Raw genomic sequence first — 24,553 nt, forward strand, 5'->3', positions numbered from 1 at the left:
CGCACCCGCGAACGGCGCACCCGCGAACGGCGCACCCGCGAACGGCGCACCCGCGAACGGCGCACCCGCGAACGGCGCACCCGCGAACGGCGCACCCGCGAACGGCGCACACGCCGAGGCCGTCCTGGTCGCCACCCCCGTGAATCTGTCGGCGATGCGCGCCCACAGCTCCCCACCGGCGCTCTTCCGGACGCTCGCCAGGGTCCCGGCGCGCGCCGCCACCCACCACGGCGCGGGGGCGGAGCCGCTGGTGCGACGTCTCGCCGGACTCGACGACGACGAGCGGTACAGGCTGGTGCTCGACCTGGTGCGTACCCAGGTGGCGAACACGCTGGGGCGTACGGATCCGTCCTCCGTGGGCGCGGAACGGCCCTTCCAGGACATGGGCTTCGACTCGCTGACCGCCGTCGATCTGCGCAACAGGCTGAAGGCGGGGACCGGGCTTCCGCTGCCCGCGACGCTGATCTTCGACCACCCCTCGCCGGCCGCGCTCACACAGTTCGTCCTCGCGCAGGCGGCGGCCGACGAGCAGCCCGGCGCGACGTCGGTCCTGGCCGAGCTGGACGGACTGGAGGCCGCGATCTCGTCGGCCGATCCCGACGGTCTGGACCGGACCGTGATCACCGAACGTCTGCGGGTGCTGCTGGCCAGGCTGGGCCCCGACCGGACGGCCGACGAGCAGGCGCCCGCCTCGGCGAGCAGGCTCGCCGAGGCGTCGGCCGACGAGATCTTCGACTTCATCGACAGCGAGCTGGGCCGCGGCGCGAACTGACCGCCCCCGCGGCAGGACGCGTCCACCACCTCTCAGCCATCCAAGGAGAAGCGGGTTCCACATGCCGAACGAAGAGAAGCTGGTCGATTACCTCAAGTGGGTGACCGCGGATCTCCAGAAGACGCGCCAACGGGTCGCCGAACTGGAGGCGGGACAGGACGAGCCCGTGGCGATCGTCGGCATGGCCTGCCGATTCCCGGGTGTCACCTCGCCGGACGAACTGTGGCAGCTCGTCATGGACGAGGGCGACGCGATCACGGACTTCCCCACCGACCGTGGCTGGGACCTGGACAGCCTCTACGACCCTGATCCGTCCCGACCCGGGAAGATCTACATCCGCCAGGGCGGTTTCCTCGACGGCGCGACGCAGTTCGACGCCGCCTTCTTCGGGATCTCGCCGCGCGAGGCCCTCGCGATGGACCCGCAGCAGCGGGTGTTGCTCGAAACCGCGTGGGAGGCCCTCGAACAAGCCGGCATCGACCCCACGACCCTCAAGGGGACCAGGACCGGCGTCTTCGCGGGTCTTGTCGAGCAGAGCTATCTGGACCTGGACAGTCCCGAGGAGTTCGAGGGCTACCAGATGACCAGCAAGCTCAGCTCGATGGCCTCGGGCCGCATCTCGTACACCCTCGGGCTCGAGGGCCCTTCGGTGTCGGTCGACACGGCCTGCTCGTCATCGCTGGTCGCACTGCACCTGGCGGTGCAGTCGCTGCGGTCGGGCGAGTCGACGCTGGCGCTCGCGGGCGCCTCGTACATCTCCGCGCATCCCGGCGGGTACATCGACGGCTCCCGGCAGCGCGGACTCGCCGAGGACGGCCGGTGCAAGCCGTTCTCCGCCGCCGCCGACGGCATCGGCTGGTCCGAGGGCGTCGGCCTCCTCGTGGTCGAGAAGCTCGCGGACGCACGGCACAACGGTCACCGGGTACTCGCCGTCGTCCGGGGGAGCGCCGTCAACCAGGACGGCGCGTCGAACGGCCTGACCGCGCCCAACGGTCCCTCGCAGGAGCGCGTGATCCGCCAGGCGCTGGCCGGCGCCAAGCTGACGGCGGCCGACGTGGACGCGGTCGAGGCGCACGGCACGGGCACCCGGCTCGGCGACCCCATCGAGGCCCAGGCGCTGCTGGCCACGTACGGCAGGGCGAGGCCCGAAGGGCGACCGCTGCTCGTCGGCTCCTTCAAGTCCAACATCGGCCATGCGCAGGCGGCCTCGGGCGTCGGCGGCCTGATCAAAATGATCCAGGCCATGCGCCACGGCGTGCTGCCGAAGCTGCTGCATCTCGACGAGCCCACACCCTTCGTCGACTGGTCGGCGGGTGATATCGAACTCCTCGGCGAGGCCCGTCCGTGGCCCGAGACCGGTGCGCCGCGCCGAGGCGCGGTCTCGGCGTTCGGGGCGAGCGGCACCAACGCGCACGTCATCCTCGAACAGGCGCCCGAGGAGGAGCCCGAGCCCGCATCGGAGCCCGAGCCGCCGACGGTCGCCGACGCGCCTGCCGCCGGCCCGTCCGCCGCCCACGCGACCGCCGTGCCGTGGGTGCTGTCCGCCAAGACACCCGACGCGCTGCGCGCGCAGGCCCGCCGACTGCACACCTTCGCCGCCCCTGACACCGGCCCCGGCACACTCGACGTGGCGCTGTCGCTCGCCACCACCCGTACGGCGATGGAGCACCGCGCCCTGGTCGTCGGCCGGGACCGTGAGCACCTCCTGAGCGGCCTGGACGCGCTGGCGAACGGGACCGAGACCGGCAACGTCGTCACCGGCATCGCCGGCGAGAGCGGCAAGACGGTGTTCGTCTTCCCCGGGCAGGGCAGCCAGTGGCCCGAGATGGCCCGGGAACTGCTGGACACCTCCGACGTGTTCGCCGCGCGGATCGCCGAGTGCGCCAAGGCGCTGGAGCCGTATATCGACTGGTCGCTGGAGGACGTGCTGCGCGGCGCGGAGGACGCGGCGTCTCTGGAACGGCTCGACGTGGTGCAGCCCGCGCTGTTCGCGGTCATGGTCTCGCTGGCCGAGCTGTGGCGTTCGTACGGTGTGGAACCCGCGGCCGTCGTCGGACACTCGCAGGGCGAGGTCGCGGCCGCGTGCGTCGCGGGAGCGCTGTCGCTGGACGACGCCGCCCGGGTGGTCGCCCTGCGCAGCGTCATCGCCCTCAAGCTCCAGGGCACCGGCGGCATGGGCGCCGTCGGGCTGCCGCGCGAGAAGGTCGCCGCACGCCTGGAGCAGTGGGGCGACAAGCTGTCGATCGCGGTGGAGAACGGCCCCAGTTCGGTGCTGGTCGCGGGAGACCGCGACGCGCTCGGGGAGCTCATCGCGCAGTGCAAGGCCGACGGCGCGCGGACCAAGCGGTTCCCGACGGACTTCGCCTCGCACTCGGCGCAGGTGGAGGCCGTACGGGAGGAGCTGCTCAAGGCGCTGGCGCCGCTACGGCCACAGCAGGGGACCGTACCCTTCTTCTCGACGGTGACGTGCGACTGGGTGGACGCCGACCGTCTGGACGCCGAGTACTGGTACTCGAATCTGCGCGGGACCGTCGAGTTCGCCCGCTCCGCCCGGGCCCTGGCCGAGCAGGGACACGGAACCTTCGTCGAGGTCAGCCCCCACCCGGTGCTCACCTCGCACCTTCAGGAGAACCTCGGGGACGCCCCCGTCATCACCGGCACCCTCCGCCGCGACGAGGGCGGCATCGACCGCTTCCTCGCCTCCCTGGGCGCCTATCAGGTGCGTGGCGGGAACGTCGACTGGGCGCGGCTGTTCGCGGGCACCGGCGCTCGCCGCGTGGAGCTGCCGACGTACGCCTTCCAGCACGAGCGGTACTGGTACGAGTCCGGCTCCGACACACTCGACGCCACCGGTCTCGGCATGAGCGCGACCGGGCATCCGCTGCTCGGCGCCGCCCTCGCCCCGGCCGGAACCGAGCAGACGCTGTTCACCAGCAGGCTCTCGCTGCACACGCACCCCTGGCTGGCCGATCACGCCGTCGCGGGCGCGGTCGTCCTGCCGTCGTCCGCCCTGGTGGAACTCGCCCTGCGAGCCGGTGACGAACTCGGCTGCACGGCCGTCGACGAACTCCGCGTCGGCGCACCGCTCGTACTACCCGCGCACGGCGGTGTGCAGCTCCAGGTCGCGGTGGGCGCACCGGACGAGGAGGGCGGCCGGGAGGTCACCGTGCACGCCCGCCCCGAGGACGGCGACGTGCGGTGGGCCGAGATCGCCCGGGGTCGGCTGAGCGTCCGCGGCCGAGGCGCCCCGTTCACGACGGGACAGTGGCCGTCGGCGGGAGCGGACACGATCGACCTGGAGGGCGCCTACGACGGGCTCGCCGCGGCGGGCCTGGCATACGGCCCGAGGTTCCGGGCGCTGACCGCGCTGTGGCGTGCCGACGAGTCCGTCGTCCATGCGGAGCTTGCGCTGCCCGAGCAGTCCGTGGGCGACGCGGACCGATTCGGCGTGCACCCCGTCCTGCTCGACGCGCTGACCCACGCCGCGCAGATCGCGGACGCGGCGTTTGACGCCCCGGCGGAGCCGTCCGCGCGCACGGCCGTCGCCTGGGGCGACGTCCAGCTGTACGCCACCGGCGCGACCGCGCTGCGCGCGCGGCTGACCCGGCAGGCCGACGGAAGCCTGTCCGCGCTGCTCACCGACCTGAGCGGGCAGCCGGTCGCCGCCGTCGGCGCACTCGTCCTGGGACCCGCGGCCGCCGACCGACTCGAACGCGCCGGGGCCCGCGACCACGACGCGCTCTTCCACACCGACTGGACCCCGATCGCGCTCGCGCGACCCGAGGAACCGCTCCGCTTCACCGAATGGGGCGACCACGAGGTCCCTGCGGCGCGGGTCGGGGACGTCGACGCCGTCCTCGTGCGCCTGGAGTCGCGGGACACGGACGAACCCGTCGCCGTCGCCCACGCGGCCACCCACCGCGTGCTCTCCCTGGTCCGGACGTGGCTCGCCGACGACTCGCTCGCCGATAAACCGCTGCTCGTGCTGACCCGAGGAGCGGTGGCCGCCCTCCCCGGCGAAGGCATACGGGACCTGGGCGCCGCGGCCGTATGGGGCCAGATCCGCTCGGCGCAGTCGGAGAACCCGGGCCGGTTCGTGCTCGTGGACTCCACAGGAACCGACGGCGAGCCCTCGCCCGAGACCCTGTCGGCGGTCGTCGCCTCCGGCGAGCCCCAACTGGCCCTGCGCGCGGGCAGGGTGCTGCTGCCACGACTGCGGCGGGTGCCGCTGACGGTCACGGGATCGCCCTCCGGGGCCTGGGATCCCCAGGGCACCGTGCTCATCACCGGCGGTACCGGCACCCTGGGCGGCCTGTTCGCCCGCCATCTCGTCGTCGAGCACGGCGTGACCCGCCTGCTGCTCACCAGCCGCCGCGGCCCCGACGCTCCGGGTGCCGCCGAGCTCACGGCCGAACTGGCCGAGCTGGGCGCCGAGGTCACCGTCGCCGCCTGCGACGCCGCCGACCGGGACGCGCTCGCCCATGTCCTGGCCGCGATTCCGCGGGACCGTCCGCTGACCGGCGTGGTGCACGCGGCGGGCACCCTGGACGACGGGCTGATCACCGCGATGACCCCGGAGCGCCTGGACGGAGTGCTGCGGCCGAAGGTCGACGCGGCGTGGCATCTGCACGAACTCACCCGCGACCTCGATCTGTCCGCGTTCGTGCTGTTCTCGTCCCTCGCGGGCGTCATCGGCGGTGCCGGACAGTCCAGTTACGCCGCTGCGAACACCTTCCTCGACGGTCTCGCCGAGTACCGGGCCGGCCTCGGCCTGCCCGCGACCTCCGTCGCCTGGGGACTGTGGGCGCAGACCGGCACCACGGGTGACCTGTCGGCGGCCGACCTGGAGCGCATCGCACGCGCCGGCTATCCGCCCATCGCCTCCGAGCGCGGCCCGGCGATGCTGGACCTCGCGCTGGACCTCGACCGGGCCACCACCGTAGCCACCCCGCTGAACATCGAGGCGCTCCGCGAACAGCCACGGCAGGTTCCCGCGGTGCTCGGTTCGTTGGTGCGCGTACCGTCGCGTCCCGCCGCCCGGAACAGCGATGTTCCCGTCGGTTCCCTGGCCCGCGACCTCAACGGCCTGCCGGAGGAGGAGCAGCGTGTCCGGGTGCTCGGCCTCGTGCGGGCGGAAGCGGGCGCGGTGCTCGGCCACCCGGCGCCGGACACCATCGGCGAGCGCCACCCCTTCACCGATCTGGGCTTCGACTCGCTGACCGCCGTCGAACTGCGCAACCGACTCGGCTCGCTGACCGGGTTGCGGCTGCCCACCACGCTCGTCTTCGACCACCCCACCCTGGCCGGTCTCACCGAGTACCTGTGGGCAGAGCTGGTGGGGGAGACGAGTGCCGACGACGGGTCGGCCGACCGTCCCGCGGTCGACTTCGCCGCGGAGATACGCCTCTCCGACGACATCCGCCCGGCCACCGAGGTGCACCGCGTCGTCGAGAACCCCAGGGAGGTCTTCCTGACCGGCGCCACCGGGTTCTTGGGCGCGTACCTCCTGCGCGATCTGATGCGCACCACGGACGCGATCGTGCACTGCCTGGTGCGCGACGCCGACGAGAGCGCGGCGCGGGCGCGGCTGCGGGCCAACCTTCAGTGGTACGGAATCTGGGACCAGGTCGACAGCGAGCGGCTGTCGGTCGTGGTCGGCGACCTCGGCCTGCCGGGCCTCGGACTCGCTCCTGAGCGCTTCGACGAGCTGGCCCGGGCGGTCGACGCGGTCTACCACCCGGGGGCCATGGTCAATTGGGTCCAGCCGTATGCGACGGTCAAGGCGGCCAACGTGTCGGGCACCGAGGAAATCCTCCGGTTGGCCGCCCGCCACCGCACCGTCCCCGTGCACTATGTGTCCACCCTCGGCGTGTACGTCGGGCGGGACACCGGCGGCGCGGGCATCAAGGTCACCGACCCGAGCGGCCCCGGCGAGACCCTGCCGACCGGCTATACCCAGAGCAAGTGGGTGGCGGAGCAGATCATCGAGCTGGCCAGGGAGCGGGGACTGCCCGTCTCCGTCTTCCGGGTCGATCTGATCGCCGGGGATCACGAGAGCGGTGCCTGCCAGACCCGCGACTTCGTGTGGCTGAGCCTGAAGGGACTGCTCCAGGCCGCGGCGGTGCCGGGTGACATCCCGGTGCGCTTCCGTCTGATGCCGGTCGACTACGCGAGCGCCGCGATTGTGCACATCTCCCGGCAGGCTGGGAGGGATGGCCGGACGTTCCATGTGTGCAGCCACACCGGACTGACGCTCGGCACCATGGTGGAGGAGCTGCGGGCGCACGGCTACACGCTCGACGAAATGGACTGGGACAGCTGGCGTGAACGCGTGACCGCCGACCCGGAGAACGCGGTGATCCCACTCTTCGACGCGTTCGAGGTGATGGCCGCCGCTCCGGATGCCTTCTATCCGCCGATCGACGACCGCGAGACGGTCGAGGCACTGGCGGGCAGCGGAATCCACTGTCCGGAGGCGACCCGCGAACTGTTCGGCAAGCACGTCGAGTTCTTCGCCGAGAAGGGGTACTTCCCGGCGAAGCAGCAAGCGCGGGCAGACGGGTCGGCCAGTATCGCGTCAGGCAACGTCGGCCCTGCTGACGACCCTGCGTAGCCGTTCGTAGGCGGTGTGCTTGTTGCGCCAGATGTAGCGGCGGATCGTACTGCCCTGCTCCGCAACTCGTTCACCGTGTGGTGTTCAAGGTGCTGGTTGGGGAGATCTCGGAAGGCTTTCAGGTGAGTCCCGAGCCAAGGGGAGCAACCACAGGTGACACGTACCTGGATCCTCTCGAATCGAGGCTTTCGGCCGTGCCGGGCCCGTCGTAGCGAGAGCGACAAGAGCCGTTAGGTTGGGGGCGGCCATGTGAGATCCCGTGAGAGATGAGAGGGTCTGACGAGTGAGCGAGACACCACCGAACACCCTGCAATACCGCTTCGACGGGCCAGAGGACGCCCCGGTCCTGATCCTGGGTCCCTCACTGGGCACCACCTGGCACATGTGGGACCGCCAGGTTCCGGAACTGGCCCGGCAGTGGCGTGTCTTCCGGTTCGACCTGCCGGGGCACGGCGGCGCGCCCGCCCACCCGGCGGACTCCGTCGCCGAACTGTCCGCCCGGCTGCTCGCCACGCTCGACGCGCTCGGCGTGCAGCGCTTCGGCTACGCGGGTTGCGCGCTCGGCGGCGCGATCGGTATGGAACTGGCCCTGCGCCACCCGGAGCGGCTCGCCTCGCTCACGCTGGTCGCCACCTCGCCCCGGTTCGGCACCGCCGACGAGTTCCGGCAGCGTGGGGTGGTCGTGCGCACGAACGGGCTCGACCCGATCGCCCGCACCTCGCCCGACCGCTGGTTCACCGGCGGTTTCGCCGCCGCGCAGCCCGCGATCACCGAGTGGGCCGTGCAGATGGTGCGCACCACCGACCCGGGCTGCTACATCGCCGCCTGCGAGGCGCTGGCCGGCTTCGACGTCCGTCCCGAACTGGGGCGCATCGGCGTCCCCACCCTCGTCCTGGTCGGCTCGGAGGACCAGGTCACCGGTCCGGCCGAGGCACGCACCCTGGTCGCCGGGATACCGGACGCCCGTCTCGCGGTCGTCCCCGGCGCCTCCCACCTCGTGCCCGTGGAGCAGCCCGCGGCCGTCACCGACCTGCTGGTGCGGCACTTTTCCAGCGCCTGGCAGTCGGCGATCGACTCGGGGACCGGCCAGATGGCCATCGTGGCGGCCCCCGCCAAGCCGGTCCTCGCCGCCGCGCCACAGGCCGCGCCCATCGCCGAGATAGCCCCGCCCCTGGCGCCCCCGCAGCCGACGGGGCGGCCCGACACCTACGAGACGGGCCTCAAGATCCGCCGCGAGGTGCTGGGTGACGCCCATGTGGACCGGGCGATGACGCAGTCCGACGACTTCTCCGGGGACTTCCAGGAGTTCATCACCCGGTACGCGTGGGGCGAGATCTGGGACCGCCCCGGCCTCGACCGTCGCTCGCGCAGCTGTGTCACGCTCACCGCGCTTGTCGCCGGCGGCCACCTGGAGGAGCTGGCCTTCCACACCCGGGCGGCGCTGCGCAACGGCCTCACCCCCGACGAGATCAAGGAAGTGCTGCTGCAGACGGCCGTGTACTGCGGTGTGCCGGCTGCGAACAGCGCGTTCCGGGTGGCCCAGCAGGTCGTGCGGGAGGAGACCACGCCCGCGGAGTGAGCGCGCGGTACCGGCGGGGAGGAGGATGGATCGAATGAAGCTCACGAAGAAGTCCCACTCCTGTGTCCGGCTGGAGAAGGACGGGCGGACGCTCGTCCTCGATCCCGGCGGCTTCAGCGAGCCCGACGCCGCCGTCGGCGCGGACGCGATCCTGATCACGCACGAGCACCCGGACCACTTCGACGAGGGGCGGCTGCGGGCCGCCATGGAGGCGAACCCGGCGGCCGGGATCTGGACCCTGAAGTCGGTCGCGGACCAGATCGCCGCGGCCTTCCCGGGCCGTGTCCACACCGTCGGCCACGGCGACACGTTCACCGCGGCGGGCTTCGACGTCGAGGTCCATGGCGAGCTGCACGCCGTGATCCACCCGGACATCCCGCGGATCACCAACGTCGGCTATCTGATCGACGGCGGCAGGCTCTTCCACCCCGGCGATGCGCTCACCGTCCCCGACCGGCCCGTCGAGACGCTGATGCTCCCGGTGATGGCCCCCTGGAACAAGATCTCCGAGGTCATCGACTATGTCCGCGAGGTCGAGCCGCAGCGCGCCTACGACATCCACGACGCCCTGCTCACCGAGCTCGCCCGGCCGATCTACGACCGGCAGATCGGTGCCCTGGGCGGCTCGGACCATCTGCGGCTCGCGCCGGGATCCAGCGCCGAGATCTGAGCGCTGTCGGGCGTCGAGCCGAGCGCGGTCGGGCGTTGTCAGTGCCGCCGGGTAGGTTGTGGGGCATGCGCATCGCGACCTGGAACGTGAACTCGATCACCGCCCGCCTGCCGAGGTTGCTGGCCTGGCTGGAGAGCAGTGGCACCGACGTGCTGTGCGTGCAGGAGGCCAAGGTCGCGGCGGAGCAGTTCCCGCTGGACCAGCTCCGCGAGCTGGGCTACGAGGCGGCGGTCCACGCGACCGGCCGGTGGAACGGCGTGGCGGTGCTCTCCCGGGTCGGCCTGGCGGATGTCGTCGAGGGCCTGCCCGGCGACCCCGGGTACGAGGGCGTGCAGGAGCCCCGGGCGATCTCCGCGACCTGCGGCCCGGTCCGTGTCTGGTCGGTGTACGTGCCCAACGGCCGCGAGGTCGACCACCCGCACTACGCCTACAAGCTCAAGTGGTTCGAGGCGCTGCGGGCGGCCGTCGCGGGCGACGCGGCCGGTGGCCGCCCCTTTGCGATCCTCGGTGACTACAACGTGGCGCCGACCGATGACGACGTCTTCGACGTGGCCGCCTTCGAGGGCCTCACCCATGTCACCCCGGCCGAGCGCGCGGCCCTGACCGCGCTGCGCGAGACGGGCCTGTCGGACGTCGTCCCGCGCCCCCTGAAGTACGACCGCCCCTACACGTACTGGGACTACCGCCAGCTCGCCTTCCCCAAGAACCGCGGCATGCGCATCGACCTGGTCTACGGCAACGAGCCCTTCGCCAAGGCGGTCAAGGACGCGTACGTCGACCGCGAGGAGCGCAAGGGCAAGGGCGCCTCGGACCACGCCCCGGTGGTGGTGGACCTGGAGGTGTAGGGCGACACCCGTGCTCACCCTGTGGTGTGTGGGCCCGGGTCGGTGACACGCTGGGCCCATGAACATCCCCTTCCTGGGCGGCCGGCGCAAGAAGAGCGATGCCCCGGTGCTGCCCGCCGACCGCGAGGGCGTCGCCGAGTTGCTGTCCGAGTGCGATCTGCTGCGCTCCCAGGCGGCCCAGGAGGGCGTCCGGCTGGACGACTCCGTGACCTCGCTGGAGGCACTCGACCAGCTGCTGCCGCGCTGGCGCGACGACGCGGAGATCCTGCCCTGGCTGGGCAATGACGCGGGCCTGTATCTGGGTACGGTGATCGTGCGTACCGTGCCCGGCGCGTACTGGGAGTTCCGGCCCGGCGGGCAGCCCGTCGTACGGCTCGCGTCGGGGCGCGAGTTCGATGTCGCCGAGGCCGGTCACGAGTGGGCCGCGAACGGCGTTCCCGAGCTGTCGCAGCTGTACGCGGAGGTCGCAGAAGCCTGACCGGCGCAGTAAATACGGCTAATGCCCGAAAAGTGCGTGTCGTGCGTTAAGTTCATCTTTGCCTGGATAGTTTGCGCACCCACGACACGGCTGAGAGTGAGTAGGGCTGCGTATGGCCGTCGATCCCTTGATCGAGCTGCGTGACGTCAACGAGTACGGCGGTGGGCTGCTTGTCCTGCGGGACATCGACCGCACCGTCGCCGCGGGGGAGGTGGTGGTCGTCATCGGCCCGTCGGGGTCGGGGAAATCGACATGGTGCAGGACGGTCGACCGGCTGGCGGACCTCCGCTCGGGAACGGTCGAACAGGGCGGCCGGCCGCTGCCCGCGGGGGGCAGGACACCGGCGCGGCTGCGCGCCGAAGCCGACACGGTCGTCCGGTCCTTCGACTTCTTCGCGCACAGGACGGTGTTGCGGCGCCCGTCCGGCGAGCGCGCCAAGGGCTTGCTGCCCAGCATCCGCAAGCACTGAGCCGGGGGAGTGCGATCCATGTTCCGTACCACCCGTGTGCCCCTCGCGCGTGCCGCGCGCACCGCGCTCGTCGTGCTCGCTGTACTCGGCGGGGTTCTCGCCACCGCCTGCGGCAAGGAGGGCAGCCCGCCCACCAAGGGCCCCGCGGCCTCGTCGCTCCCCGAATACCAGGTGGCCGAGGACTTCCGGCTGCCCGACTCGCCGACCTGGACCCGGGCGAAGGAACGCGGCTATTTCATCGTCGGCGTCAAGGAGGACCAGCCCTACCTCGGTGAGAAGGACCCGGCGACCGGCACCTACGCCGGCTTCGACATCGAGATCGCCAAGATGATGTCGGCCTCGCTCGGCCTGCCGCCCGAGTCGATCGAGTTCAAGACCATCGCCTCCGCCAACCGCGAAACCGCCCTGCAGAACGGGCAGATCGATTTCTACGTCGGCACCTACACCATCAACGCCAACCGCAAGCGGCTGGTCGGCTTCGCCGGGCCCTACTACATGGCGGGCCAGTCCCTGCTGGTCCGCAAGGACGAGAAGGACATCCGCGGCCCCCAGGACCTGGCCGGAAAACGCGTGTGCTCGGCGGCCGGATCGACCCCCTACCAGCGCATCAGGGCCGACTACCCGAAGGCGGTCCTGGTCTCCTACGACACCTACTCGGTGTGCGTCGACAACCTGCTCACCTACCAGGTCGACGCCGTCACCACCGACGACGCGATCCTCATCGGCTACGCGGCGAAGGCCCCCGACGAACTCAAGGTCGTCGGCAGGCCCTTCTCCGAGGAGCCGTACGGCATCGGCGTCCCGCACGGCGACAACGCCCTGCGCCGCGCACTCGACGACGCGTTGGAGGCACGTGAGAAGAACGGTGACTGGCAGAAGGCGTACGAGGCGACGCTGGGCCTGTCCGGCGTGCCGGCGCCCCGCCCGCCCGCGATCGACCGCTACCCGGCGAGCTGAGCGAGGACGGCTTGAACGTACTGACAGACAATTTCTCCACCTACGCCCAGGGCTTCCTCGGCACCCTCGAACTCACCGTCTACGCCTCGGTGCTGGCCCTCGTCCTGGGCTTCGTCATGGCCTCCTTCCGTATCGCGCCCATCGCGGCGCTGCGCGCCATCGGCGCGGCCTGGGTCACCGTCCTGCGCAACACCCCACTGACCCTGCTGTTCTTCGCGGTGCTGCTCGGCCTGCCCCGCTTCGGACTCGTGCTGCCCTTCCAGGTGTTCGCGGTCCTCGCGCTCGGCTGCTACACGTCCGCGTTCATCTGCGAGGCGCTGCGCGCCGGCATCAACACCGTGCCCAAGGGGCAGGGCGAGGCGGCCCGCAGCCTCGGCATGACCTTCGGACAGACCCTCGGCCTGGTGGTGCTGCCGCAGGCATTCCGGTCGGTGATCCCGCCGGTCGGCTCCACCCTCATCGCACTGGCCAAGAACTCGGCGATCGCGGGCGCGTTCAGCGTCACCGAACTGCTCGGCACGTACAAGACGCTCAGCGAACTCGGCTACAGCATCGTCTGGACCTTCGTCTGGATCGCCGTCGGATACCTGATCGTCACGCTCGCCATCAGCGGCCTGTTCCACCTGCTGGAGCGCAGGTGGGGGGTGGCCCGATGAGCCAGGCCACCGCGCTCTACGACATCCCGGGGCCGCGGACCAGACAGCGCCACCGCGCCTTGGCAGTCCTCTCCGTCGCCGTGATCCTCTGCCTGCTCGGCTGGATCGTGTCCCTGCTGTTCGCCACCGGCCAGTTCACCCATGCGAAATGGCTGCCCTTCGAGTACCAGGGCATCCAGGAACTGCTGCTGCGCGGACTGGGCAACACCCTCAAGGCGTTCGCGCTGGCGGCCGTCCTGTCGCTCGCGCTCGGCGGGGCGTTGGCCGCCGGGCGGCTGTCGGACCACCGGGCGGTGCGCCTGCCGGCCACGGTCGTCGTCGAGTTCTTCCGGGCGATGCCGGTGCTGGTGATGATCTTCTTCATCTTCGTGGCGCTCAAGGCGCAGCCACTGACCGCGCTGGTCGCCGGACTCACCCTCTACAACGGCTCCGTGCTCGCCGAGGTGTTCCGCTCCGGGGTGAACGCCGTCGAACGCGGCCAGCGGGAAGCTGCGTTCGCGTTGGGCATGCGCAAGACCCAGGTCATGTCGTACGTACTCGCGCCGCAGGCCGTGCGGGCGATGCTGCCCGCCGTCATCAGCCAGTTGGTGGTGGCCCTGAAGGACACCTCGCTGGGATATCTCATCACCTATGAGGAGTTCCTCCATGCCGGGAAGCTGATCGCGTCCAACCTCGACTACGATTTGCCGTTCATCCCCGTGGTGATGGTGATCTCGCCGATCTACATCGGGATGTGCATGCTGCTCTCGTGGTTCGCCGGCTGGGTGTCCCGGCGTGAGCAGCGCAGTCCCAAGACCGAGGCCGTGGACGTCGCCGCGGCCGGACCGGGGACGCTGCTGCCCGGTGGGGGTCCCCCCACCGCCCCGAAACCGTAGGGGGCAGCGGCTCACGGGACCAGGCCCGCCCGGCGGCAGCCGGAGATCACTGCTCGCACGGCGGTGCGCACCCGCAGCACGGGTCGTCCGCCGACGAGGAGAAGGTCAGCTGCACGCCGGACGGGTTGTTCCCGGCCCGCACTGGACCGCCGGACCGGTCCGCACGCTCCCCCGGGCTCTTCGAGCAGCAGGGACCCCGTGACGCCGCAGGGCCCGCCCTCCGGGCGAACGGCGCGCGGGTGACGACAGGATCTACGGGTGACGACAGGATCTAGGCGGCCCGGTGCGAGCGCGGTGTCTCCGAGGCCGGCAGCGGTGCCTGCGCGGCCCGCGTCACATCGGCGACCAGTTCGACCACGTCCGGGCCGTACGCCTGCGAGTTGACCACCCTGAGCAGCAGCACGAACGGGTTCCCACCGTGCTTGCGGGCCAGCCGTTCGTGGTTGCGGGCGAGATAGCGGGTCGCGGCCTGGTTGGTGATCGCGCGCTGGCCGCAGAACAGGAACACCGGGCGGACCTCGCGCCGCTCGCCGGCGGTCAGCCGGGCCAGCAGGACGTATTCCGTGACGCCCGACTCCAGACGGTAACGTTCGCCGCCGATCTGGAAGGCACCGCGGTCCGGACCCGGCTCCGGGTCGATGTTCACCCGTACCCCGGGTAGCATCGCGGACATGTGGGCCAGCATGCGCCGGTTCGATCCGGGACCGCCCACGCAGAACTCGGTGCGCTCGCCGAAGCCCTGCTGGACGACGTCCTGGGTCACCATCTGCAGATGCGCGCCGCAGTCCTTGATCAGCGCGGCCAGCTCCAGCAGCGCGAAGACGTCGAACCGGTGGACGGCCGGCTCGGAGGCCGCCGGGTCGCGGTTGACGACGAGCAGCGCCTCCGCGTTCTCCGGAAGTCCGAAGAACGTCTGCTTGCGTCTCAGCCTGCGCTTCCACACAGCGGTGCGGGCCAGCCAGCCGATGCCGGCGCTGATGCCGGTGGCCACCAGGCCCAGGATGATGTTGCGCACGTCGTCACTCATGGGCGCGCATGCTAGCGGGCGAAGGCAAACCGGTGTTCGACATGATCCTGACGCGGACATGTCGTTGCATTAAGCTGCGCGGACGGTCACTCGCTGGAGGTGCGGATGCGTCGCCCTGTCGCGCGGAAACTGTCGGTCCTTGCGGTCTCGGCCGCCGTCGTGTCCGTGGGGGCGGCAGCGCCGCCCGGCGCCACGACCACCGCCCCGCCGAAGGTCCCCGTGGCCGTCGGCTACGGCGGCGCCGTAGCCAGCGTCGACGCGGACGCCTCGGCCGCCGGCATCGAGGTCCTGAAGAAGGGCGGCAACGCGGTCGACGCCGCCGTCGCCACGGCCGCCGCCCTGGGGGTCACCGAGCCGTACTCCTCCGGCGTCGGCGGGGGCGGCTACTTCGTCTACTACGACGCCAAATCCCATGCCGTGCACACCATCGACGGCCGGGAGACCGCGCCGCTCAGTGCCGACTCCGACCTGTTCGTGGAGAACGGCAAACCCCTCGCCTTCGCCGACGCCGTCAGCAGCGGACTGAGCGTCGGCACGCCGGGCACGCCCGCCACCTGGCAGACGGCCCTGAACGCCTGGGGCAGCCGGAAGCTGGGCACGGTGCTGCGGCCCGCCGAGCGGCTCGCCCGCGACGGCTTCACCGTCGACGACACCTTCCGCTCGCAGACGGCGTCCAACGAGACCCGGTTCCGCTACTTCCCGGACACCGCCGCGCTGTTCCTGCCGAACGGGCAGCTGCCGGTCGTGGGCTCCACCTTCAAGAACCCCGATCTGGCCCGCACCTACGAGGAGTTGGGCCGCAAGGGCGTCGGCGCGATCTACCGCGGCGGCCTCGGCAAGGACATCGTCTCCACCGTCAACAACCCGCCGGTGGCCCCCGGTTCGGGCTGGAACGCGCGTCCCGGCCGACTGTCCGTCAAGGACCTCGCCGCCTACCGCGCCAAACCGCAGGCACCCACGAAGACGTCGTACCGCGGGCTCGACGTCTACTCCAGCGCGCCCTCCTCCTCGGGTGGCACCACGGTCGGCGAGGCCCTCAACATCCTTGAGAAGACCGACCTTTCGAAGGCGACCGACACGCAGTACCTGCACCGCTTCATCGAGGCGAGCCGGATCGCGTTCGCGGACCGTGGGCGCTGGGTCGGCGACCCCGCCTTCGAGGACGTGCCGACGCAGCAGTTGCTGTCACCGTCGTACGCCGACTCGCGCGCCTGCCTGATCAAGGACGACGCGGTGCTGACCAGCCCGGTCGCGCCCGGTGACCCGCGCCACCCGGCGGCCTGCGCCACGGGGGGCACGGCAGCCCCGACGACGTACGAGGGCGAGAACACCACCCATCTCACGGTCGCCGACAAGTGGGGCAACGTCGTCTCCTACACGCTCACCATCGAGCAGACCGGCGGCAGCGCGATCACCGTGCCCGGCCGGGGATTCATCCTGAACAACGAGCTGACGGACTTCTCCTTCGCCCCGGCCAGTCCGGCCGTGCACGACCCGAACCTGCCCGGTCCCGGCAAGCGCCCGCGGTCGTCGATCTCGCCGACGATCGTGCTCGACCGACACGGCAGGCCGGTGGTGGCGCTCGGGTCGCCCGGCGGCGCGACCATCATCACGACCGTGCTGCAGACCCTGACCGAGTTCCTCGACCGCCGGCTGCCGCTGGTCGACGCGATCGCCGCGCCCCGCGCCAGCCAGCGCAACGCGGCCAGGACCGAACTCGAACCCGGCCTCTACGACAGCAACCTGCGCACCGGGCTCGAAGCCATCGGGCACGCCTTCTCGCGCAACCCCGAGATCGGCGCGGCAACGGGCGTCCAACGCCTCCCGGGCGGCAAGTGGCTGGCCGCGGCGGAGACGGTACGCAGGGGCGGTGGCTCGGCCATGGTGGTCGACCCGACCCGGTGATCGGGGAGACCGGGGCGACCGGGGCGACCGGACGTCCGGCTCCGGTGACGCCCCTCCCGGGGCGTGGCCGGGCGCGGGGAAGGGGCCGGGCCGGTCAGGTGTCGGGAGTGGGCGGTCGTGGTGAGGCGTCCGCGCCGGTCGGTGGCCCGGGCCGGGCGTCCTGGCCGGAGGCCGACGCGGGCGCCGTGCCGCCCACCGGATCCGCGGTGGGCCGTGGCGGCGGTTGTGTCCGGAAGGTCAGCTGGTCGTCGGGGGCGTCCACCGTGACGCGGCTGCCTTCCGGGAGGCGGCCGTCCAGGAGGAGGCGGGAGATGCGGTTGTCGACCTCGCGCTGGATGGTGCGGCGCAGCGGGCGGGCGCCGTACTCGGGCTGGTGACCGCGCTCCGCGAGCCAGCCGACGGCCGCGTCGGTGAAGTCCACGGTCACCCCCTGCACGTCCAGCAGCCGCCGGGTGCGTTCCAGCAACAGGTCGGTGATCTGCCGTAGTTGCTCGGCGGTGAGTCGGCGGAACACCACGATCTCGTCGATGCGGTTGAGGAACTCGGGCCGGAAGTGCTCGCGCAGCGGACGCAGGATCTGTTCCCGCCGGGCCTCCTCGTCCGCCTCCGCACCACCCGCGCCGAACCCGATGCCCGCGCCGCGCCGGCCGATCACCTCGGATCCCAGGTTGCTCGTCATCACGATGACCGTGTTGGTGAAGTCCACCGTGCGGCCCTGCGCATCGGTCAACCGCCCGTCGTCCAGGACCTGGAGCAGGATGTTGAAGACGTCCGGGTGCGCCTTCTCCACCTCGTCGAGCAGCAGCAGCGAGTACGGGTGCCGGCGCACCACCTCGGTGAGCTGACCGGCCTCCTCATGGCCGACGTACCCGGGCGGCGCACCCACCAGCCGGGAGACGGTGTGCCGCTCCTGGTACTCGCTCATGTCCAGTCGCACCATCCGGTCCTCGCTGCCGAACAGGACCTCCGCGAGCGCCCGGGCCAGCTCCGTCTTGCCGACCCCGGTCGGGCCGAGGAACAGAAAGCTGCCGATCGGCCGGTCCGGGCTGGCGAGCCCGGCGCGGGAGCGCAGCACGGCCTCGGCGACCACGGCGACCGCCTCGTCCTGGCCGATCACCCGCTGGTGCAGCTGCTCCGCCAGGCCGAGCAGCCGCTCCTTCTCCTCCTGGGTCAGCCTGCTGACCGGGATGTGGGTGAGCCGGGACACCACCTCGGCGATGGCCTCCGCCGTCACCTCCAGGTCCTGCCCCTCGTCGGCCTTGTCGTCGCCGGTGGTCTCAAAGATCCGCCCCTTCACCGCGGAGATCCGGTCGCGCAGCTGTGTGGCCTGCTCGTACCGCTCGTCCGCGACCGCCTGGTCCTTGTCCCGCACCAGCTGCTCGACCTCGCGTTCCATGGCGCGTACGTCCGTGCCCTTGGTCCGGGCGCCGAGCCGCACCCGGGCGCCGGCCTGGTCGATCAGGTCGATCGCCTTGTCCGGCAGCCGCCGGTCGGTGAGATAGCGGTCGGACAGCTCCACGGCGGCGACCAGCGCCTCGTCGGTGTAGCGGACCTGGTGGTGGGCCTCGTAGCGGTCGCGCAGCCCGCGCAGGATCTCGACGGTGTCCGGGACGGTCGGCTCGGGCACCAGGATCGGCTGGAACCGGCGGGCCAGCGCCGCGTCCTTCTCGATCCTGCGGTACTCCTCCAGCGTGGTCGCGCCCACGACGTGCAGTTCGCCCCGGGCCAGCGCGGGCTTGAGGATGTTGCCCGCGTCCAGCGCGCCGCCCTCGCCGCCGGAACCCGTGCCCACGACGGTGTGCAGCTCGTCGAGGAAGACGATCAGCCGGTCGGAGTGCGCGCGGATCTCGGTGACGATGGTGTTCAGCCGCTCCTCGAAGTCCCCGCGGAAGCGGGTGCCCGCGACCACGCCGGTCAGGTCCAGGGTGACGACCCGGCGCCCGATGAGGACGTCGGGCACGTCCCCGTCGGTGATCCGCTGCGCCAGTCCCTCCACGATCGCCGTCTTGCCGACACCGGCGTCGCCGATCAGCACCGGGTTGTTCTTGCCGCGCCGGGAGAGCACCTCGATGGTCTGCTCGATCTCGTCGTCCCGCCCGATGACGGGGTCGACGCGGCCCTGGCGGGCCAGGTCGGTCAGGTCACGGCCGTACTTGTCCAACGTCGGGGTGGCCGGGGGCCGCTGCCGTTCGGTGCCGGTGCGCGGCGGCGCCTCGGGGGCGTCCGGGGGCATCCCGGCGGCCGCGAACCGGGCCGCGCTCAGGATGTGCCCGGCGGCCGAGTCCGGATTCGCGGCGAGCGCGCCGAGCACATGCTCCGGGCCGATGTATCCGGCACCGCTCGACCGGGCCATGTCGTGCGCGTCCAGCAGCGCCCGCTTGACCGCGGGGGTGAGGGAGAGCGAGGTCGGCGGCGGCGCCTCGCCCGGCGGATGCTGGAGCGGACCGGTGCGCTGGTCGATCTCCGTCGCGAGCGAGTCGGGGTCGGTGCCGGCCCGGCTGAGCAGGCTCCGGGTGGGTTCGGTGGCGAGGGCCGCGCGCAGCAGGTGCTGGGTGTCAAGATCGCGGCTGCCGTGCTCGGCGGCGTACTGGGCGGCGCCTTTCACCAGCTCCCTTGCCGGTTGGCTGAGCAGCCGGCCGATGTCCACCGGGCGGGGGCCGGGATGCGGGCCGCCGCCGAAGAAGCGGGAGAGGAATTCACCGAAGGGGTCCGGGCCCTGTCCTTCCGGCCCCGTGAAGCCGCTGGTCATGGCGTTCCGTTCACCAAAGGGTCGTACGGTCGTACGGGTGGCCTACACCACGATGGCACGTTCGCCGAGGCGAGGCATGTCCAGTCGACCCCGCCCGTCCTGCCCTCCGGGGCTGCTGCCCCGCCCGCCGGTCGGAGATCGCGTTCACCGCGGGGCGGCCGTCCGCCGTCGGTCCGCGCCGAACGTCCGGGGTGACGATCTCCAAGGCCCGGGTCGTGCGCACGGCCTGGGGTCCGGGGCGACGGCAGCACCCCGGCGCGGGAATCCCGGCCTCCCGAGCCGGGAAGCCGGGAACCGACCGGACATCGACCGGACATCGACCGGGAACTGACCGGGAGCCGGCCGGGAACGCGGCCGCGCGGCGGAGGTCCGGCTCGGCGGGCGGCTAGCGTTCCGTGAGGATGCGGGGCCCCGATGCGGTGATGGCCACCGTGTGCTCCACGTGGGCCGCGCGCGAGCCGTCGTTCGTGCACAGGGTCCAGCCGTCGGGGGCCGTGTGATAGCTGTCGCCGCCCCCGCTGATCAGCATGGGCTCGATCGCCAGGACCATGCCGTGCCGCAGGGGAAGCCCTCGCCCCGGGCGCCCCTCGTTCGGTACGGCGGGGTCCTCGTGCATACGGCGGCCCACGCCGTGCCCGCCGAAGTCCTCCATGATTCCGTAACCGGCAGTGCGGCACACCGTGCCGATCGCGTGGGCGATGTCGCCGATGCGGTTGCCGACGACGGCCGCCGCGATGCCCGCCGCCAGGGCCCGCTCGGCGGTCTCGATCAGGCGGACATCGGCGGGCCGGGGCCGGCCCACGGTGAAACTGATCGCGGAGTCGCCTACCCAGCCCGCCAGTTCGGCGCCGCAGTCGATGGAGACCAGGTCGCCGTCGCGCAGCCGGTAGCGGCGGGGGATGCCGTGCACGATCGCGTCGTTGACGGAGGCGCAGATCACCGCGGGGAAGGGGGTGGCCGCGAAGGTGGGGCGATAGCCCAGGAAGGGGGAGCGGGCGCCCGCCTCGCGCAGCACCTCGTGTGCCACCTCGTCCAGTTCCAGCAGCGTGACGCCGACGCGCGCGGCCTCCCGTACGGCCGTCAGCGCCCGCCCGACGACCTGGCCCGCCGCGTGCATCGCGTCGATCGATGTATCCGTCTTCAGCTCCACCATGCCAATTACTATACCGGTATTAGAATGGTCGCATGGTGCGCACCCCCCTTACCCCGGAAGAGCGCGAGCGCGGCGAGCGGCTCGGGCGGCTGCTGCGCGAGCAGCGCGGCGATCGGAGCATGACGGAGGTCGCCGCCGACGCGGGCATCTCCGCAGAGACACTCCGCAAGATCGAGACCGGGCGAGCGCCGACCCCGGCCTTCTTCACCGTCGCCGCGCTCGCCCGCGCGCTCGGCCTGTCGATGGACGAACTGGCGGAGCGCTGCGCACCGGTCGAGGTGTGAGCCGAGCGGCCGCGCCGCCCGAACGGGAACGGTCACCGCAAGGCGCAGGCGTTCAACGGGTCTGGCGCTCGTGACGACGCCGGGTCCGCCCCCGTGCCGCCGTCAGGGCCGGACCTGCCCGCGGCGGCCCCGCCGGGCGCCGCACCCCGCGCGGGGCCCGGTTCACCGGGGCCGCCGAGGAACAGCACCAGCCGGGGCTCCTCCTCCGGTCGGCCGATCCGTCCCAGCGGCACCAGCGTGCGGTACGGCGTCCAGCGCCCGGCCCGTCTCCTGCGCGTCGGCCGTCGGATCCAGCCGCGCCGGGTCGGACATCGCCGTGTCGATCGCCCCGGGGCACACCGCGTCGACCCGGATCCGCCGGTGCGCCGACTCCAGCGCGGCCACCCGGGTGAGCCCGAGGATCGCGTGCTGGGTGGCGGCGTACGCGCCCACCGCAGCCATCCCGGTCACCGCCGTGCAGGACGCGGTGCTCACGATGGTGCCCCCGTCCTCCAGCGCGGGCGCGACCTTCCTGACAGCACGGGCGCGATTGTCCTGATACCGGAGAAGCAGCCGACCCGGCTGACCGGTACGACCGCCCGAACCGCGGGTGGAGTTCGCGGCCGTCGAGGCGGCACCGGCCGTCGCGGGCGCCGTCCGGACACGGGTACGGCTGCGCCGCCAGGGCCGCACCGGCGAGGCGCACGCCCTGCTGGTCGAGGCCGCGCGGTGGCCCCCACCCGGCTCCCACTGCCCGCTGCCGAACTGCGCCGCACCGGGCTTCATGCCGACTGAGCCCCTGCTGTGGGAGGCCGTCTCCGTGCCGGCCGACCGCCTGGTCGCCGCGGCCGACGCGCTCGTCGCGGCGGGGCGCACCGGCGATGGGGACGGCGATGGGCACGGCGACGCGGACGGGGAGCAGGTCCTGCGCCAGGGCGTCGTACGGCCCGCCGAGAAGATCGGCACGGCGGGGAGATCGGTACGGCAAGGAGATCGGCACGGCGGTGCTCGGGTCGGCGGCCGAGGGACGCGCCCGCGGGGTGGGGGGGGGGGGGCGGTCGGGGCTCGCCGCTTATGCCCGTGTCCGCACCCCGAGGGGCGGCCCGCCGCGCCGCCGCCGACCCGCCGCGCCGCCGATCTGCGGCGCCTCCGCCGCCGTCGGTGGAGGCCACGCGAAGCGCCCCGCAGGAGCGACACTGGGACCGGTGCACACCCTGCGGGCGGCCGGATCCGCCGCCTGACCGGCCCGGGCGCTCACCCACTGGAGTGTGAAACATGATCGACTCCGCGGGTTCACGACGATGGTCTTGGCAAGCCCGTCGCCGAGGCTTACGTTCGTCCCTCTACCGCCGCCCGCGTCCACCCACCACCTGCGTCTACGGGCGTAGAGGCTCTGACGTCCCGTCGAAGGAGCAGCTCATGGCCAACGTCGTACGCGCCGCTCTGGTCCAGGCCACCTGGACCGGCGACACCGAGTCCATGGTGGCGAAACACGAGGAGCACGCCCGCGAGGCGGCCCGCCGGGGAGCCCGGATCATCGGCTTCCAGGAGGTCTTCAACGCCCCCTACTTCTGCCAGGTCCAGGAGCCGGAGCACTACCGCTGGGCCGAGCCGGTGCCGGACGGGCCGACCGTGCGTCGGATGCGGGAGCTGGCCCGGGAGACCGGCATGGTGATCGTCGTGCCCGTCTTCGAGATCGAGCGGTCGGGCTTCTACTACAACACCGCGGCCGTGATCGACGCCGACGGCGGCTACCTCGGCAAGTACCGCAAGCACCACATCCCGCAGGTCGAGGGCTTCTGGGAGAAGTACTACTTCAGGCCGGGAAACGCCGGCTGGCCCGTCTTCGACACCGCCGTCGGCAAGGTCGGCGTCTATATCTGCTACGACCGGCACTTCCCCGAGGGATGGCGCCAACTGGGCTTGGGCGGAGCCCAGTTGGTATACAACCCGTCGGCCACCTCGCGCGGCCTGTCCGCCCATCTGTGGCAGCTGGAGCAGCCCGCGGCAGCGGTCGCCAACGAGTACTTCATCGCCGCCATCAACCGGGTCGGGCAGGAGAAGTACGGGGACAACGACTTCTACGGGACGAGCTACTTCGTCGACCCGCGCGGACAGTTCGTCGGCGAGGTCGCCGGCGACAAGGACGAGGAACTCCTCGTCCGCGATCTCGACCTCGACCTCATCGAAGAGGTGCGGCGGCAGTGGGCGTTCTACCGCGACCGCCGCCCCGACGCCTACGAAGGTCTGGTGCAGCCGTGAACGACCTCTTCGCCCGCCATCGCAACGTCCTGCCCGACTGGCTGGCCCTCTACTACGAGGACCCCCTGGAGATCACCCACGGCGAGGGACGCCACGTCTGGGACGCGTACGGCAACCGGTACCTGGACTTCTTCGGCGGCATCCTCACCACGATGACCGCCCACGCGCTGCCCGAGGTGACGAAGGCGGTCAGCGAACAGGCCGGGCGGATCATCCACTCCTCGACCCTCTACCTCAACCGGCCGATGGTCGAACTCGCGGAGCGGATCGCCCAGTTGTCGCAGATCCCGGACGCCAGGGTGTTCTTCACCGCCTCCGGCACCGAGGCCAACGACACCGCCCTGCTGCTGGCGACCGCCCACCGGCGCAGCAACACGGTCCTGGCGATGCGCAACAGCTACCACGGCCGTTCCTTCAGCGCGGTCGGCATCACCGGCAACCGCGGCTGGTCCCCGACCTCCTTGTCCCCGTTGCAGACCCTGTACGTGCACGGCGGCGTCCGCACCCGCGGTCCCTACGCCCGCCTGAACGACGCCGAGTTCATCGCCGCCTGCGTCGAGGACCTGAAGGACCTCCTCGGTCATACCCGCCCGCCCGCCGCCCTGATCGCCGAGCCCATCCAGGGCGTCGGCGGCTTCACCTCGCCGCCCGACGGCCTGTACGCGGCCTTCCGCGACGTCCTCCAGGAGCACGGCATCCTGTGGATCGCCGATGAGGTGCAGACCGGCTGGGGCCGCACCGGGGAACACTTCTGGGGCTGGCAGGCACACTCCCGCAGCGGTCCGCCCGACATCGTCACCTTCGCCAAGGGCATCGGCAACGGCATGTCCATCGGCGGCGTCGTGGCCCGCGCCGAGATCATGAACTGCCTGGACGCCAACAGCATTTCGACGTTCGGCGGCACCCAGGTCACCATGGCGGCCGGCCTGGCCAACCTCACCTACCTGCTGGAACACGATCTCCAGGGCAACGCCCGGCGGGTCGGCGGGCTGCTCATCGAACGGCTGCGGGTCGTCGCCGCGCAGCTGCCCGGCGTGCGCGAGGTGCGCGGTCGCGGGCTGATGATCGGCGTCGAGCTGGTGCGGCCGGGCACCGACGAGGCCGACCCGCAGGCGGCCTCCGCCGTCCTGGAGGCGGCCCGCGAGGGCGGGCTGCTGATCGGCAAGGGCGGCGGCCACAACACCAGCGCGCTGCGCATCGCGCCGCCGTTGTCGCTGACCGTCGCGGAGGCCGAGGAGGGCGCCGCCATCCTCGAACACGCCCTCGGGAGCGCCCGGTAG

17 protein-coding genes and 1 pseudogene are annotated in these 24,553 nt (G+C 72.0%); 14 read left to right on the forward strand and 4 right to left on the reverse strand.

Features of this window, described 5'->3' with window-relative positions; all coding sequences use genetic code 11:
* From ACWEKM_RS04795 to ACWEKM_RS04840, 10 genes are all read left to right on the forward strand, one after another.
* The coding region (locus tag ACWEKM_RS04795; RefSeq protein WP_451619712.1) for a phosphopantetheine-binding protein at positions 1-772 on the forward strand (772 nt) is incomplete at its 5' end.
* 61 nt (positions 773-833) lie between these two features.
* On the forward strand, positions 834-7,385 hold the full coding sequence (locus ACWEKM_RS04800; protein ID WP_451619713.1) for a thioester reductase domain-containing protein: 6,552 nt from the start codon (positions 834-836) through the stop codon (positions 7,383-7,385).
* Positions 7,386-7,668: 283 nt separating this feature from the next.
* Positions 7,669-8,964: a bifunctional 3-oxoadipate enol-lactonase/4-carboxymuconolactone decarboxylase PcaDC gene (gene pcaDC, locus ACWEKM_RS04805; protein WP_451619714.1), complete on the forward strand. Its 1,296-nt coding sequence runs from the start codon at positions 7,669-7,671 to the stop codon at positions 8,962-8,964.
* Between the two features lie 34 nt (positions 8,965-8,998).
* Positions 8,999-9,634: an MBL fold metallo-hydrolase gene (locus ACWEKM_RS04810; protein ID WP_451619715.1), complete on the forward strand. Its 636-nt coding sequence runs from the start codon at positions 8,999-9,001 to the stop codon at positions 9,632-9,634.
* Positions 9,635-9,699: 65 nt separating this feature from the next.
* Positions 9,700-10,479: an exodeoxyribonuclease III gene (locus ACWEKM_RS04815; protein ID WP_451619716.1), complete on the forward strand. Its 780-nt coding sequence runs from the start codon at positions 9,700-9,702 to the stop codon at positions 10,477-10,479.
* Between the two features lie 58 nt (positions 10,480-10,537).
* A complete protein-coding gene (locus ACWEKM_RS04820) occupies positions 10,538-10,957 on the forward strand; it encodes a DUF6278 family protein (protein ID WP_451619717.1) in 420 nt (139 codons plus the stop codon).
* A 112-nt stretch (positions 10,958-11,069) separates the two neighbouring features.
* Entirely contained in the window at positions 11,070-11,426 is a 357-nt protein-coding gene (locus ACWEKM_RS04825) for an ATP-binding cassette domain-containing protein (RefSeq protein WP_451619718.1), read from the forward strand.
* A gap of 18 nt (positions 11,427-11,444) precedes the next feature.
* Complete coding sequence (locus ACWEKM_RS04830) at positions 11,445-12,383, forward strand: glutamate ABC transporter substrate-binding protein (RefSeq protein ID WP_451619719.1); 939 nt, start codon at positions 11,445-11,447, stop codon at positions 12,381-12,383.
* An 11-nt stretch (positions 12,384-12,394) separates the two neighbouring features.
* Positions 12,395-13,039: an amino acid ABC transporter permease gene (locus tag ACWEKM_RS04835; RefSeq protein ID WP_451619720.1), complete on the forward strand. Its 645-nt coding sequence runs from the start codon at positions 12,395-12,397 to the stop codon at positions 13,037-13,039.
* The gene (locus tag ACWEKM_RS04840) at positions 13,036-13,914 is read left to right on the forward strand and encodes an amino acid ABC transporter permease (protein ID WP_451619721.1); all 879 of its coding nucleotides are present in this window, start codon (positions 13,036-13,038) and stop codon (positions 13,912-13,914) included. The genes ACWEKM_RS04835 and ACWEKM_RS04840 overlap by 4 nt, the downstream gene beginning before the upstream one ends.
* 271 nt (positions 13,915-14,185) lie before the next feature.
* Here ACWEKM_RS04840 and ACWEKM_RS04845 read toward each other — a convergent pair whose 3' ends face one another.
* Entirely contained in the window at positions 14,186-14,941 is a 756-nt protein-coding gene (locus tag ACWEKM_RS04845; RefSeq protein ID WP_451619722.1) for a hypothetical protein, read from the reverse strand.
* A gap of 105 nt (positions 14,942-15,046) precedes the next feature.
* Here ACWEKM_RS04845 and ggt point away from each other — a divergent pair, with 105 nt between their 5' ends.
* Positions 15,047-16,846, forward strand: coding sequence for a gamma-glutamyltransferase (gene ggt, locus ACWEKM_RS04850; RefSeq protein WP_451619723.1), 1,800 nt, complete (start codon positions 15,047-15,049; stop codon positions 16,844-16,846).
* Positions 16,847-16,940: 94 nt separating this feature from the next.
* On the opposite strand, the gene ACWEKM_RS04855 is transcribed toward ggt, so the two are convergent.
* Together ACWEKM_RS04855 and map are read right to left on the reverse strand one after the other, a co-directional pair.
* Positions 16,941-19,595: an ATP-dependent Clp protease ATP-binding subunit gene (locus ACWEKM_RS04855; protein WP_451619724.1), complete on the reverse strand. Its 2,655-nt coding sequence runs from the start codon at positions 19,593-19,595 to the stop codon at positions 16,941-16,943.
* Between the two features lie 385 nt (positions 19,596-19,980).
* Positions 19,981-20,748 (reverse strand): type I methionyl aminopeptidase, encoded by a 768-nt coding sequence (gene map / locus ACWEKM_RS04860; protein ID WP_451619725.1) that lies wholly within the window; start codon positions 20,746-20,748, stop codon positions 19,981-19,983.
* A gap of 32 nt (positions 20,749-20,780) precedes the next feature.
* Here map and ACWEKM_RS04865 point away from each other — a divergent pair, with 32 nt between their 5' ends.
* Positions 20,781-21,032: a helix-turn-helix domain-containing protein gene (locus ACWEKM_RS04865; RefSeq protein ID WP_451619726.1), complete on the forward strand. Its 252-nt coding sequence runs from the start codon at positions 20,781-20,783 to the stop codon at positions 21,030-21,032.
* Between the two features lie 176 nt (positions 21,033-21,208).
* Here the strand turns inward: ACWEKM_RS04865 and ACWEKM_RS04870 are convergent.
* Positions 21,209-21,607: pseudogene (locus ACWEKM_RS04870) on the reverse strand (SDR family oxidoreductase); the annotation flags it as partial.
* Between the two features lie 823 nt (positions 21,608-22,430).
* On the opposite strand from ACWEKM_RS04870, the gene ACWEKM_RS04875 reads away from it, so the two are divergent.
* Positions 22,431-23,273 (forward strand): nitrilase-related carbon-nitrogen hydrolase, encoded by an 843-nt coding sequence (locus ACWEKM_RS04875; protein WP_451619727.1) that lies wholly within the window; start codon positions 22,431-22,433, stop codon positions 23,271-23,273.
* Positions 23,270-24,553, forward strand: coding sequence for an aspartate aminotransferase family protein (locus tag ACWEKM_RS04880; RefSeq protein ID WP_451619728.1), 1,284 nt, complete (start codon positions 23,270-23,272; stop codon positions 24,551-24,553). Before ACWEKM_RS04875 ends, ACWEKM_RS04880 begins: the two co-directional genes overlap by 4 nt.

It is taken from the genome of Streptomyces sp. NPDC004752 (assembly GCF_053601275.1).